This is a genomic window from Marinoscillum pacificum (assembly GCF_024714495.1).
GTDB classification, from domain to species: Bacteria; Bacteroidota; Bacteroidia; order Cytophagales; family Cyclobacteriaceae; genus Marinoscillum; species Marinoscillum pacificum.
The window spans coordinates 1,261,118-1,275,569 of sequence record NZ_JAMZMJ010000001.1 but is presented as its reverse complement, the minus strand read 5'-3'; the positions used below and the strand labels follow the sequence as shown (position 1 = coordinate 1,275,569).

8 protein-coding genes are annotated in these 14,452 nt (G+C 39.6%); 3 read left to right on the top strand and 5 right to left on the bottom strand.

Annotated elements, in window-relative coordinates:
* Positions 1–41 precede the first annotated feature (41 nt).
* Positions 42–2,090: a M3 family metallopeptidase gene (locus NXS00_RS05515; protein WP_258098119.1), complete on the top strand. Its 2,049-nt coding sequence runs from the start codon at positions 42–44 to the stop codon at positions 2,088–2,090.
* Here the strand turns inward: NXS00_RS05515 and NXS00_RS05510 are convergent, their stop codons facing one another.
* On the bottom strand, positions 2,091–3,092 hold the full coding sequence (locus NXS00_RS05510) for a nucleotidyltransferase-like protein (protein WP_258098118.1): 1,002 nt from the start codon (positions 3,090–3,092) through the stop codon (positions 2,091–2,093).
* Positions 3,093–3,486: 394 nt separating this feature from the next.
* Between NXS00_RS05510 and NXS00_RS05505 the strand changes: the two genes are divergently transcribed.
* Positions 3,487–4,923, top strand: coding sequence for an MATE family efflux transporter (locus NXS00_RS05505; protein WP_258098117.1), 1,437 nt, complete (start codon positions 3,487–3,489; stop codon positions 4,921–4,923).
* Here the strand turns inward: NXS00_RS05505 and NXS00_RS05500 are convergent.
* The 4 genes from NXS00_RS05500 to NXS00_RS05485 form a co-directional block, all read right to left on the bottom strand.
* Positions 4,920–7,634: a hypothetical protein gene (locus NXS00_RS05500; protein WP_258098116.1), complete on the bottom strand. Its 2,715-nt coding sequence runs from the start codon at positions 7,632–7,634 to the stop codon at positions 4,920–4,922. The two genes, NXS00_RS05505 and NXS00_RS05500, sit on opposite strands and share 4 nt — an antisense overlap.
* A 91-nt stretch (positions 7,635–7,725) precedes the next feature.
* Entirely contained in the window at positions 7,726–8,469 is a 744-nt protein-coding gene (locus NXS00_RS05495; RefSeq protein WP_258098115.1) for a succinate dehydrogenase/fumarate reductase iron-sulfur subunit, read from the bottom strand.
* A 33-nt stretch (positions 8,470–8,502) separates the two neighbouring features.
* A complete protein-coding gene (locus NXS00_RS05490) occupies positions 8,503–10,512 on the bottom strand; it encodes a fumarate reductase/succinate dehydrogenase flavoprotein subunit (RefSeq protein ID WP_258098114.1) in 2,010 nt (669 codons plus the stop codon).
* A 9-nt stretch (positions 10,513–10,521) separates the two neighbouring features.
* Positions 10,522–11,175 carry a succinate dehydrogenase cytochrome b subunit gene (locus tag NXS00_RS05485; RefSeq protein WP_258098113.1) on the bottom strand — a complete coding sequence of 218 codons (654 nt, stop codon included), beginning with the start codon at positions 11,173–11,175 and terminating at the stop codon, positions 10,522–10,524.
* Between the two features lie 381 nt (positions 11,176–11,556).
* Here NXS00_RS05485 and NXS00_RS05480 point away from each other — a divergent pair, with 381 nt between their 5' ends.
* Positions 11,557–14,403 carry a T9SS type B sorting domain-containing protein gene (locus NXS00_RS05480; protein ID WP_258098112.1) on the top strand — a complete coding sequence of 949 codons (2,847 nt, stop codon included), beginning with the start codon at positions 11,557–11,559 and terminating at the stop codon, positions 14,401–14,403.
* The last annotated feature ends 49 nt before the right edge of the window (positions 14,404–14,452 follow it).

Genomic DNA, 14,452 nt, shown 5'->3' with positions numbered 1-14,452 from the left:
ATTACGTTTAACTTTGAGAACTCAAAATTGACACATTATTTATGAATAATCCATTTTTAGAAGCATATAATACTCCGTTTGGTGTACCTCCTTTTGCACAAATCAAAATAGAACATTACATGCCTGCTCTGAAAAAAGCTATAGAAGAAGCAAGAGCAGATATTGAGGCAATTGTCTCGCAAACTGAGGCCCCAACTTTTGCCAATACCATTGAAGCAATGGAAGAATCAGGTGAGTTAATGGAAAAAGTTACTTCTGTTTTATTCAACCTGAATAGTGCTGAGACAAGTGATGAACTTCAGGCTGTAGCGAGAGATGCTTCTCCAATGCTATCAGAATTTGATAATGAAATCAAGACCAACGAAAAGCTTTGGTCTCGTATTAAATCGGTATATGAAAATAAAGATAGCTTTGGTCTAACAGGAGAGCAAGAAATGTTGCTTGATAAAACCTATAAGGGCTTTGTAAGAAGTGGGGCTGATCTAAAAGGAGATAAAAAAGAACGCTACAAAGAAGTTTCCATAGAACTTTCGAAGCTGTCGCTAGAATTCGGTGAGAACCTGTTGGCTGAGACCAATGGTTTTGTGATGTACGTAGATAAGGAAGAAGATCTTAAAGGACTTCCAAAAGATGTCATCAGCAGAGCTGCTAAAACGGCAAAGGAAAAAGGTGAAAAAGGGAAGTGGGCATTTACACTTCATGCTCCTTCTTATATGCCAGTATTGGAATATGCTGATAAACGTGAATTGAGAGAAAAGCTTTATAAAGCTTACATGAGTAAGGCCTTGAAAGGTGATGAGCGAGACAATCAAGCTATTATCAAGAAGTTGGCTCAATTAAGAGCTGAAAAGGCGAATCTGCTGGGGTTCAATACCTATGCGGAATATGTGTTGGAAGAGCGAATGGCTGAGAAGCCTTCAAAGGTTGAAGAATTCTTAAATGACCTTTTGGAACGTGCACTTCCGAAAGCAAAAGAGGAAGTAGAAGAATTGAAAGCGTTCATGAAGGAATTAGGAGTGGATCATGAATTGCAGCGTTGGGACTGGGCTTACTATTCTGAAAAACTTAGAAAAAAGAAATATGATGTGGACGATGAGTTGACAAAACCTTATTTCAAGTTGGAAAATGTTATCTCTGGAGTATTCCAAACAGCAGAAAAGCTGTTTGATATTTCCTTCAGAAGAAATGAAGAGATTCCGGTATATCACGAGGAAGTAGAAGCTTACGAAGTACTGGATGCAGCAGGGAATGTTACAGCATTATTCTTTGCGGATTTCTTCCCAAGAGAAGGTAAACGTGGTGGTGCATGGATGACTTCCTACAGGGATCAACGCGTTACGAAAGATGGCGAAAAGGTCATCCCACTCGTAAGTATTGTTTGCAACTTCACTCCGAGTAGTGAAGACGCTCCGTCTTTGCTGAAATTTGATGAAGTAAGTACTTTATTCCATGAATTCGGACATGCACTTCACGGAATGTTAGCAGATACAAAATATGCTAGTCTTTCAGGTACGCATGTTTACTGGGACTTTGTAGAGTTGCCTTCACAGATTATGGAAAATTGGTGCTATGAGAAGGAGTGTCTGGATCTATTTGCCAAACATTATGAGACAGCAGAGCCAATTCCTGCCGAGTATGTAGAGCGGTTGAAGAATTCTTCGATCTATCACGAGGCTTATGCTACTGTGCGTCAAATCAGCTTTGGCTTGTTGGATATGAACTGGCACAACATCACAATGGATCAGGCCGGTACTATAGAAGATGTGAAGGCTGTGGAAAAGGCTGCATTTGGCCCAACAGATTTGTTCCCAGAAGTACCGAATACCAACATGAGTGTGCAGTTTGGTCACATCTTTGGTGGTGGATATGCCGCTGGATATTACTCATACAAGTGGGCAGAGGTTTTGGATGCAGATGCGTTTTCAGTATTTCAAAAGAACGGTGTTTTTGACAAAGCAACGGCAACTTCCTTCAAAAATAATGTCTTGAGTAAAGGTGGAACAAAGCACCCTATGGAATTATATAAACAATTCAGAGGTCAGGAGCCTACTCCAGATGCATTGTTAAAAAGAGCAGGTCTGAAAGATTAATTATTCATATCGAACTTCGCTATAGATGCTTTTATCTCCATCTTGGCGAAGTTCTTCATTTAAATCCTGGATCAACAGATCAAGTTCGGTTTTGAGCTTGGCTACCTCATCAGTTAAATAATGACGAGACCCGAAGACCAATTCCTTTTCAGAAGGTGAAAGGAGCCGTTCTCTATATGATTTATCAGTGACTACTCTGTTTAACTGGGCCGAAACCACACCCAACAAGCTCAAAGCAAATTCTTTGTTGTATTTGAGTTGTTTATCTGGAATCGCATAAAGCATTGAACTGATTTCATACCAATTCAAGTCAATATCCTCACTTGCATCTCTCTGTAGTGATAGAAGTAACCTAATTAATCGCTTCAAGCCTCCATTGCATCGATTGTCTTTAGCATTGATTCGAGCAATGTTCAAAAATGGTAAATACCTTCTTCTGGTTTTCTTGAGCATGTTGTACTCACAGATTCCCCGATCGATCTCCCGTTTGGTTTCCAGATAGTCATTATTGTCTAGCCAAACAGCAGGCAATATTTTTAATTCACACTTAGGCTTGGTGGTAGAAAGCTTTATTCGAAGTTTGCTACTATAATCAATTTCTCTAAATGACTGATCACCCGTCAATACGCCCATTACTTCACCAGCAATCTGATTGATAGTAACCCATGGTTTTTTGTCGTAGGGTTTGTTAAGAACCATCAGTTCTACTCCTCCATAGAGGACAATATGGGTTTCCGTCTGAATCGGACCTTGATATCTAAAGTCAACCTTCAGATTAATTTCGTTGAATACCTTATCTAATTTGTCTTGAATTCGCTTAGTGATATGAAAAGTCTTGTAAGCATAAGAAGGATCTATTTCTTCCATTGCTTCCAAGGCGTATTTTAGTGCATCGGGATATTCACATTCCTCAAATGCGTCGGATAAAATAGATTCACGAAGTGCTTCATCGTACCTTCTGCCCATTAGGTTTTCCAACAAAACACTATAGTCTTTATTCATATGATAAGGCTGTGATTCTTAGCAAATTAAGTATTAAGGATGAAAATATGAATTTAAAGTTAATAATCTGCTGCATCTAAAAGACTTAGATGAGGAATCAAGTGCAAATAAAAATGGATTAATCCTTATATATCCCTATTTAATATTATATAAATGCAATTTTTATGAATGATTGAGGTAATGATTTTATAAAATGTTGTAGGTGTCAATTTTTCACTTTTTAAAGATTTATTGATTTGTCACCATGAGCAATTCAAAATTTGTGCGTACTTTCGTATCACTATGAAGCTGATTGCCGACATAACAATTGTGAGAACCCGCTAATCCTTTAGCGGAAACTTTGCATATCTAGATTCTCCATTTCGGTTAATTACCAATTTACTATTTAATTATCATGACGAATTTTATCAGCTTCCTTAAGCGATTCTGGCATTTGTTTATCATCGCCATCAAAGGATCGGAAAAGGAATTTACTTCTGGAAGTATTAACAAAGCTATCTTTTTACTTTCCATACCCATGATCGGAGAGATGATCATGGAATCATTATTTGCTGTTTTTGATGTGCTATTCGTTTCACGAATTAGTATCAATGCAGTAGCAACAGTAGGACTTACAGAGTCTGTCTTAATGATTATCTATTCTGTTGCTGTAGGTCTTAGTATGGCTACTACGGCTATTGTAGCGCGTAGAGTTGGAGAAAAGAATTACAAGCGAGCAGGAGATGCAGCTTTTCAATCCATTTTTCTAGCCCTAATTGTAGGAGCAGTATTAGGCGTTCTCGGCCTTATCTATGCTGAAGATGTTCTGCTTTTGATGGGTGGGGAGCCTGAGTTGATAGCGGAAGGTTCTGGATTCACGCGTATCATGTTCGGGGGAAATTTGGTAATATTCTTATTGTTTTTGAATAATGCCATATTCCGAGGTGCAGGAGATGCTTCCATTGCGATGAGATCATTGATCATTGCGAATTCATTGAACATCATCCTAGATCCATTGTTGATTTTTGGTTTCGGACCAATTCCTGCTTTTGGGATAGAAGGTGCTGCTATAGCCACCACTATAGGAAGATCCATTGGAGTGCTTTATCAAACGTATCATTTACTCAATAGAAAAGGAGTGATCAAGATTGGTTGGAGCAATGTTGTTGTTCGAGTGAAGACTGTGCTGGAACTGGTCAAAGTATCCATTGGTGGAATGGGGCAGTTTCTTATCGAAACGGCCGCCTGGATCTTCCTGGTGCGTGTGATGGCATTGTTTGGTAGTGAGGCGTTAGCCGGTTATACCATTGCGTTTAGAGTGATTGTATTCACCATTCTTCCTTCATGGGGATTGTCCAATGCAGCAGCTACTTTGGTAGGGCAGAACCTGGGTGCAGGATCTCCAGAGAGAGCAGAGAAGTCTGTATGGAAGGCCGCTTTCTACAATATGATTTTCCTTGGAATAGTCGCCGTTATCTTCTTCGTTGCCGCGGAGCCGATCATTTGGATATTTAATCAAAGTCCATCGGCACACGAAGTGGATGCAAGTAGTGACACAGTCCGGGAAATAGGAGTGAGTGCATTGAAAATCATTTGCTGTGGCTATATCTTCTTTGCTTATGGCATGGTGATTAGTCAAGCTTTTAACGGAGCTGGAGATACCAAAACGCCACTGATCGTTAATTTCTTTGTGTTCTGGATAATCCAAATTCCTATGGCTTACTGGTTAGCAGTAAGTTTGGACTGGCAAGCTACTGGAGTGTTTTTCACCATAGCTTTTGCCCATTCTTTGCAAGCAATTATAAGTGTAATACTCTTCCGAAGAGGAAAGTGGAAAACAATGACTGTTTAATAACTAATTGAAATGAGTTCCAGATTACGATCTACAGCTTTGTAAATCTGGTACTCATTTTCATATTGCATGATTGACACTGGGCAAGATGCGGTAAGAGGTCTGCCACTAATCAAATTGCCACTTTGGTCATAGACATATAGGAAAGTGCCTCCAGTGTCCACCATGACGATAAACTCTACTCCACTACCTAATTGATAGTATTGTGTGATGAGAGGAGTTTTTGAGAAATAGTCTTTCTGGAATAATGGTTCCCCTTGTTCATTGAGAATCTCGTACTTGTTGTCAGTTTTTCGAACGATGACATAGCTGTCTCCAGTCACATCTTCAAGAAGTTCGAATTGTGTCTCAAGACCAGGTTTATAAATCTGATCACGATTTGTCATCTGGGCATTTAAGTTGAACTCTATCAGTTCGCCTGTTTTGGTAAGCACGGTTACAGTAGCTTCATCAAAGCTATTCGCATTTTTAATAAATACAGGACTGGTAACTTCTGCTTCCAGGTTTTTAGGGAATCCAGGGTAATTGGTTCCTCTTCTTGTTAATACCCAAAGTTTGCCACTGGTTTCTTGTATGACAATCACATCTTTTCCATTCACTCTAAGGTGTTGAGGTGCCATTACCAGAGGATCCTGGAAAGCCTTTGGATCCCAACCCTCCAGTACCTTAAGGTTTTTGTCTGTTAGATATACATTGCCATTTTTACCAGCTATTGCAAAGCGATACTTTTTACTATTATCATAGTCAATGATGTTAAAGTATTCAATTTCACGATTTTCCGGGAGGCTCTTGGGAAATTCTGGAATATAAGCACCAGTACGATCGATTATGTGAACCTGATGAGCAGTAGTAAAGATCATTTGCAATTTGCCATTGTTATAATAATCAATCTGACTAACATCACTAATGATTTGCTCATCTAATTGCTTGTCCCAAAGCACATTAAAGTTTTTATCAATAAGGTAGATTGTGTTGGTAGTATCCTGGATAAATGTTTCATAACTTCTGTCATTGTGATTAAGTAACAGGTAGGGCTTGGTGGTTATATAATCAGCAACAGTTAAGGTCTTTAGTGCGGCAATACGATCAGGAATATTTCTCTTTGGAAGATTCGGTTGATAGATGTTGACGTTGGTATAAAACTTGTCGTCCACTGCACTGAATTGTGTTGTAATGAACTCCAGGTTCTTTAGGGAAAACTGATACTCTTCAAAGATACTTTTCCATTCAGGTTTCAGTTCTTTAAGCACTTGATTCCATGCTCTTGGCGTGTTGATATACAAGCTGAAATTAGACTCCTGATTGCCTTTTTCAAGGAATCGATTGATACGAATAGATTTGGTCCAGGTAGCTTCGTCCTCTATAGACAATGTCAGGTTTTTTAGTTGCTGAAGGTGATTGCTAAAGATCAAATAGTTTCGATACTGTAAGTAATAGCAGTCTTTATAATCACCCGCTAAGGAACCGATCAGGGCATAAGGGAAGTTTGCAGCAGGGAGTTTCCTTATTTCATAGTCACCATATTGTTCTAAATACAAAGAGTCTCCTGTTGCTTGCATTTCACGTTCTCCAACTGAATTGAAGAATCTCAGCGCTTCTCCCATGTCGTTGGTCTCCAAAATCATTAATTGATTTCTGTTGCCGGTGACAGTTGATTCTAAAGATAACAGACCAATTTCTTCATCGATTAGCGTGAAGGTATGATTCACATCCAGGTCATATTCTTTTTGAATACGTTGACGTTCAGCAAGGACTTTCGGCTGATTTTTCTGGAAATGTTTCGCAAGGTTTTCTCCAAGCTTAATTGGGTCGTTAGTGCCAAAATGGTAGATCCAGGCTGTGTTGTTGGGCACTATTTCTGACATGTCAAATGAAGCACCGTCCAACCCGGAAAAATTATGAAGGTATTCGGTCTCATCTTCTAAAAATAGGAACCCTGTGAGGTTGATTAAATCCTCACTGATCTTTAGATCAAGGAACCCTGATTTGCTTAGATCGATTTGTGTGTTGTTAGCAGCAGTTACATTGACCAGGTCTCCAATTCTTTGAGCATTGACGTAAACGTTGCCTTGATCTTTGGCTAGTTTGGTAAGTTGCTTTAGCTCTGGGTTCCGTGCTTCGAAATCAAGATTCTCAGAATCACTCATTGTACGAATTGCATCTTCAACCAGGAAGGCTGAAAAACTGCCTATGAAATAATTTTTGTAGAAAATATAGGTGAAGGATTCGTTCGGTGTTTTTCCTACTAACTCGGTGATGGTAAACCCATCGTACTCTCTTGTACGTTTGCTGAAACCTTGTTTTTCAAAATACGCCTGAGCCTTACTGATAAAGCTTTGCTGAGATAGATTTTGAATTTCAACGATAAATAAAAAGTCGATACTGGTGCTTGAGGTGATATCAACCGAAATCAAAGTAGGAGTATCTTCAAAAAATGCTGAGAAATTTCCTTTTCCAGCAAGTGTATCCAGAATGTCGAGATCGTTTTGGATGTTAGCTACAGGTTGAATGTAATTTAGATTCTTCCAGACATCTGTAGTAGCTATTTCTTTGAGGGTTCTGAGTGGGGTAGAGGATTCGTAAACCAAAACGGCGTTATTTGGCACGAATGACCACAAGGTAACATTAGCGTCCTTCACCCATTTGTCATAAGTGAAGTAACCTGTTCCAATTAATAAAACGATTGAAAGAAAAATTAAGAATTTTTTCAACAGGCTGCTGATTTTATGTGCAAGATAACAATAAGATCAGCTTTTTTGAAATGAAATAAAAAACCCCGACAGAATCGTCGGGGTAAGAATTTTATGAAAGGCTCGATTTGAGATATTCTCGGTTGAGTCGAGCAATGTTTGTTAAGCTAATCTCCTTCGGACATTCAGCTGCACATGCACCAGTATTGGTACAAGCGCCGAAGCCTTCAGCATCCATTTGAGCTACCATGTTTTCTGCTCTTCGCTTAGCTTCTACTTGTCCTTGTGGAAGTAAAGCATACTGCGAAACCTTAGCTGAAACGAATAGCATAGCTGAAGCATTCTTACATGCTGCTACACAAGCTCCACATCCGATACATGTTGCTGCATCAAATGCTTTGTCTGCATCATCCTTATTAATTGGAATTGCATTGGCATCCTGAGTGTTACCTGAAGTGTTTACAGAAACATATCCACCAGCATGCTGAATTCTGTCAAATGAACTTCTATCAACAACCAAGTCTTTGATCACAGGGAAAGCCTTTGATCTGAATGGTTCAATGTAGATAGTATCTCCATCCTTGAACTTACGCATGTGTAATTGACAAGTAGTAACAGCCGAGTCTGGCCCATGAGGCTTACCATTGATTTGCAATGAACACATACCGCAGATACCTTCTCTGCAGTCATGATCAAAAGCAACTGGCTGCTCACCTTTTTCTACCAATTGATTGTTTAACACATCCAGCATCTCAAGGAATGACATATCCGGCGAAACCTCCTTGATGTCATAGTCTACGATTTTACCTTCTGCACCTGCATTTGGTTGACGCCATATTTTTAATTTAAGATCCATAATCTTATAATTTATTGTTAAACCAACTGGTTTTTACTTGTAACTTCTTTCTTTAACTTCAATGTTTTCGTACTTCAATTCTTCTTTATGAAGTATCGCATCACTTGGCTCACCTTTGTATTCCCACGCAGCTACGTACTGGAACTCAGGTCTTCTAAGTGCTTCACCTTCCTCTGTTTGATATTCTTCACGGAAGTGACCACCACAAGATTCTTCTCTGTGTAGTGCATCCTTCGCAAACAATTCTCCCAACTCAAGGAAGTCTGCTACACGAATAGCTTTTGCTAATTCTTCGTTAAATTCTTCTGCCGATCCTGGTACAGATACTTCTTTCCAGAATTCAGCTCTCAATTCTTTAATCTCAGCTGCTGCCTCTTTCAAGCCTTCAGCATTTCTAGCCATTCCTACTTTGTCCCACATGATCTTACCCAGACGTTTGTGGAAGTGGTCTACTGACTTAGAACCTTTGTTATTGATCAGCTGATCAATTTGCTCTTTTACTTTCTTCTCAGCTTCATCGAACTCCGGAGAATCTGTAGAAATCTTACCAGTTCTGATATCGTTAGATAGGTAATTACCAATAGTGTATGGCAATACAAAGTATCCATCAGCAAGTCCTTGCATTAAGGCAGATGCTCCAAGTCTGTTTGCTCCGTGATCAGAGAAGTTAGCTTCTCCTGTTACGAAACACCCAGGGATAGTGGACATCAAATCGTAATCAACCCAAACACCTCCCATAGTATAGTGCACTGCTGGATAGATCATCATTGGTGTCTCGTATGGGTTTTGATCTACGATCTTCTCATACATTTGAAAAAGGTTACCATACTTGTTTTTCACAACCTCTTGACCAAGTTGCTTCACAAGTGCAGCGTCATTTTCATCAAGACCTTTGATGTGTGCTTGCTCTTTTCCGTATCGCTGGATTGCAGAAGCAAAGTCAAGGTAAACCGCTTCACCTGTTGCGTTTACGCCATAACCAGCATCACATCTTTCTTTAGCAGCTCTTGACGCCACGTCACGAGGTACCAGGTTACCAAACGCTGGATATCTTCTTTCCAAATAGTAATCTCTATCTTCTTCAGCAAGATCAGTTGGTTTTTTCTTACCAGCTCTGATTGCCTCTACATCTTCCATTTTCTTTGGAACCCAGATTCTACCGTCATTTCTCAATGATTCAGACATCAAAGTCAGTTTTGACTGATGATCGCCTGATACTGGAATACAAGTAGGGTGAATCTGTGTGTAACAAGGATTAGCGAAGTAAGCTCCTTTTTTGTGGATCTTCCAGGAAGCAGTTACGTTACTACCCATCGCGTTTGTAGAAAGGAAGAATACGTTACCGTAACCACCAGAAGCGATTACCACAGCGTGAGCAGAATGTCTTTGGATTTCACCTGTCACCAGGTTTCTAGCGATAATACCTCGTGCTTTGCCATCCACCAATACTACATCGAGCATTTCGTGACGATTGTACATCTTGATTTTACCACGTGCTATCTGTCTGTTCATTGCAGAGTATGCACCTAGAAGTAACTGCTGACCTGTTTGACCTTTAGCGTAGAATGTTCTAGATACCAACACACCACCAAATGATCTGTTGTCTAGCAACCCACCGTAATCACGTGCAAAAGGAACACCTTGAGCCACACACTGGTCAATGATATTTGCTGATACTTCAGCAAGTCTGTATACGTTTGATTCTCTGGATCTATAGTCACCACCTTTTACCGTGTCATAAAACAATCGGTATGTAGAGTCACCATCACCTTGATAGTTTTTAGCGGCGTTGATACCACCTTGAGCGGCAATAGAGTGAGCTCTTCTTGGTGAATCCTGGAAACAAAATGCTTTTACGTTATAACCTAGTTCTGCAAGTGTAGCTGCAGCTGAACCACCGGCAAGACCAGTACCAACCACAATTACATCTATAAGTCGTTTATTGGCAGGGTTTACCAGGTTGATTTTATTCTTATGATTGGTCCACTTGTCAGCTATTGGACCATCAGGAATCTGAGCAGGAAAATTAGAACCTATCTTCATGACTTAGAATTAATGATTGATAAAGTGAAAAACAGCGATAAAAATGAATGCTACTGGCACCACGATCGCGAAACCTGTCATAAACTTTTTGATAGCTGGGGTAAACTTATTGTTGATACCCATTGACTGGAAAGATGACTGGAATCCATGAAGCAAATGAAGCCCCAATAGAACAAATGAGATCACATAAGCTCCAACTCTCAAAGGATTAGAGAATTTGTGTACTAGCTCCCCATAGTATCTGTCTTCCACTGCAGGTTTGAATTCAATATATTTGTAAGAGATCTCTGGAATCCAGAAATCAACGAAATGTAAAGCAAGGAAAGCAAGAATTACCAATCCGCTGTAGATCATGTTTTGTGAGATCCAAGAGGCATTTCCTTTGTCTTTCTTAGCGTAAGAAATTGGTCGTGAAGCTCTGTTTTTTGCTTCTAGTACGAATCCCATCAAGAAGTGGAAAACCACTCCAAAAAGAAGTACTGGTTGCAATAAAAACTGAACTAACGGGTTAGTACCCATGAAGTGAGATGCGACATTGTATGCATCAGCACTGAACACGGAGAACATATTGATGGAAACGTGCATCAATAGAAATGAGATCAAAAAGATCCCTGAAAGCGCCATTAAGTATTTACGGCCTATCGTGCTTTTAAACCAACTCATAATTATTTTGTGATTTCATTTTTGTGCGGACCCAAAGGTAGTTCCCAACCTCCGATCTGGCAATTCGAAAACTTATTTTGAATGTTTCTAAATAAGGCGTCTATATGTAAGTCCATAGGTCTGAATTTCATTTGCCTCGCCAACATTTGTTTGAAAAAGAATGTTTTGAACTTTTTAAATTTTTCTTGACTAAAATTTTGATTAGGACAGTAGCGTTTTGATTTAAAGCAGGAAATAAAATCTACTTGAAAGAATTTTTTTTTAAACCAACGGGTTAAGATTGATGTCTTATCTTTAGACCTTGTAATCGTATCCCTGTTTAGAATACATTCATTTGCGGTTACATTAAGGATAAGGCCATTTGAAATTGTTGAATAAGCAATGATGAACAATAAGTTAGGTGAGTTAGGTATTAGAGTATTCAGTCTTTTCCTATTTCTATTCTTTTTTTTACAAACGACCAGGTTGGATGCTACCCACATTCGTGCTGGAGAAATCACTGCCCGCAGAGTAGATGATGTTACGCTTACTTATGAATTCACCTTTACAGGATTTAGAGATTCAGGTTCAATTATTGAGTTTGGTGCTGGAATCTTTGAATTTGGAGATGGAAATTCGGTTGAACGAAATTTTGAAATAATTAAAACCTCTGTTGGTAATGATACAGAGATGGTACAGTTTCGACTTGTTCACACATACCAGGCAGCCAATTCCTATGTAGTGTCGTATAAAGAGGATTTCAGAAATGCCAACATTATTAACATGGATAATTCGGTTAATACGGCTTTCTATGTGGAATCTTTAATTGTTATAGACCCATTTTATGGCAGAAATAACACTCCGATACTGACCGTTCCACCAATAGATTACGCTGCGGTTGGAGCTTTATTTATTCACAATGCAGGAGCTTTTGATCCCGATGGCGATAGTCTATCGTATCGGTTTACTACTCCAAAGCAAGCCCGAAACAGTGTAGTCAATAACTATAGAGTCTTAAATGATCCTCAGTTCTATGACACATTTGCTCAGGGAAATGAAGCGCAGAATGGACCTCCTGGATTAACCATTGATCCTGTAACCGGAGATCTGACATGGGATGCTCCGGGCCAGGAACTGAATCAAGGAGATCGAGCAGAATATAATGTAGCCTTTATTATAGAAGAATGGCGCTACATACCGATTACTGGAAGATGGGAACGACTTGGGTTTGTTGTTCGAGACATGCAAATCATCGTAGAAGAGACTGATAATGAGCGTCCAGAGCTGTTGATCCCAGAAAATATTTGTGTTGAGGCGGGCACAACAGTTGAGGAATTCTTCGAAGGAACAGATCCTGATGGAGATCCTGTAAGAATAGAAATGTTTGGTGGGCCATTTGAAGTAGCTCCCACTGCAACTTATTCTCCCAATGATGGAGGATTTATAGAGCCACCTGCATACACCACATTCACCTGGAATACTGCTTGTGGACACGTAAGAGCAAGACCTTATCAGGTGCAGGTAAAGATTACCGATGACCCTGAAATAGGACCAAGGTTGGTCAATTTTGAAACATGGGAAATAACAGTCGTTGGTCCTGCTCCAACAGGCTTGACAGCAGAAACCCAAGCAGGCAGATCCATGCAATTGTCGTGGGATAATTACCAATGTTCAAATGCTGATTCGATGCAAATTTGGCGAAGAGTAGGAGAGTTTGATATTGAGGTGGATGATTGTGATGTAGGAATGCCGGCCAATACAGGCTATGAATTGATAGACCGGATTTCAATAGATGAGACAAGCTATTTTGATAATAACAATGGAAGAGGACTTGCCCCCGGCGCTAATTATTGTTATCGATTAGTGGCTGAATTTGAAGCACCAGGAGGCGGTTTGAGTTATGTGAGTGAAGAAGCATGTGATAGTGTCATAGTTTTTGCTCCGGTTATTACTAATGTGGATGTGAAGTCTACAGACATGAACAATGGTTCGATAGAGGTAAGATGGACACCTCCTTATCAAATTGATCAATCTTTATTTCCTCCAGCATATAGTTACGATTTACTTAGAACAGAAGCCGGTTCCAATAACTATGAACTGATCCAAAGTCAAACAGCCGATACAGTATTTACAGATTCTGGGTTAAATACTTTTGCAAGAAGGTACAATTACTATGTAAGAGCTTATGATGCCAACGATGTTTATATTGATTCATCAGCTGTGGCAGGTCCAGTGCGATTAGAGTTAAAACCATTACTTGAATCGATAGAGTTGAGTTGGTCTGCCAGTGTGCCATGGTCTAATACGGTACAGAATTACCCGTATCACTACATCTACAGAGATCAGGTGAATGCTGATGATACTCAATTGGTGCTTATTGATTCGGTAGACGTAACGTCAAATGGCTATTCCTATCTTGACAATGGGAGGTTCAATGATGTGAAACTAGACGATGAAATAGAATATTGTTATTACGTGATAGCTCAAGGTTCTTATGACAATGAGTTGTTGCCAGAACCTCTGTTGAACGCCTCTCAGATTGCTTGTGGACAACCTAATGATACCATTCCACCTTGCGCACCATTACAATTGTCGTTCATAGATGCTGGAGACTGTGAGTCTGTATTGGCAGATGTTCCTTGTGGAGCCACATTCTACCGACAGGAATTGACATGGGATTCTAATAATGCAGAGTTGTGTGAAGACGATGTTGTTTCTTACAATGTTTATTTGTCAGAAACAGGACTGGAAGAGGATTATGAATTAATTGCAAATACACCAGTCACAAGTATCATCCGTGAAGACCTATCAAGTATTAAAGGCTGTTATCGAATTACGGCCGTGGATCGATCTGGAAATGAAAGTGCTCCCACAGAGTCTATTTGTCGTGATAACTGTCCGGTGTACAAACTGCCAAATGTCTTTACACCAAATGGTGATGGAGTTAATGATGTGTTTGCTCCTTTGAACAACAATGGATTGGGCATAGTAGGTTTCAATTCTGCAGATTGTCCAAGGTTTGTGGAGTCTGTCAAATTCAAGGTATTTGATCGAAGTGGACTTGAAATCTTTAATTATGATTCGTTCGAGAATGAAAATGGTATTTACATCAACTGGGATGGAAAAGATCTAAGAGGTGAAGATGTCGCTGCTGGTGTTTATTACTACTCGGCAGAAGTTGTATTTAATGTGCTCAATCCATCAGATGCCAATCAGATCTTTAAAGGCTGGGTGCAGGTGATTAAGTAATTGTTTGAGTAAATTACGGTTAACGATTGATTAACTAGAATTTACCTCA

What these genes read in the sequence shown, in the direction of transcription:
- NXS00_RS05515 (WP_258098119.1), top strand. Translation starts at nt 42, where the DNA reads ATGAATAATCCATTTTTAGAAGCATATAATACTCCGTTTGGTGTACCT.
- NXS00_RS05510 (WP_258098118.1), bottom strand. Translation starts at nt 3,092, where the DNA reads ATGAATAAAGACTATAGTGTTTTGTTGGAAAACCTAATGGGCAGAAGG.
- NXS00_RS05505 (WP_258098117.1), top strand. Translation starts at nt 3,487, where the DNA reads ATGACGAATTTTATCAGCTTCCTTAAGCGATTCTGGCATTTGTTTATC.
- NXS00_RS05495 (WP_258098115.1), bottom strand. Translation starts at nt 8,469, where the DNA reads ATGGATCTTAAATTAAAAATATGGCGTCAACCAAATGCAGGTGCAGAA.
- NXS00_RS05490 (WP_258098114.1), bottom strand. Translation starts at nt 10,512, where the DNA reads ATGAAGATAGGTTCTAATTTTCCTGCTCAGATTCCTGATGGTCCAATA.
- NXS00_RS05485 (WP_258098113.1), bottom strand. Translation starts at nt 11,175, where the DNA reads ATGAGTTGGTTTAAAAGCACGATAGGCCGTAAATACTTAATGGCGCTT.
- NXS00_RS05480 (WP_258098112.1), top strand. Translation starts at nt 11,557, where the DNA reads ATGATGAACAATAAGTTAGGTGAGTTAGGTATTAGAGTATTCAGTCTT.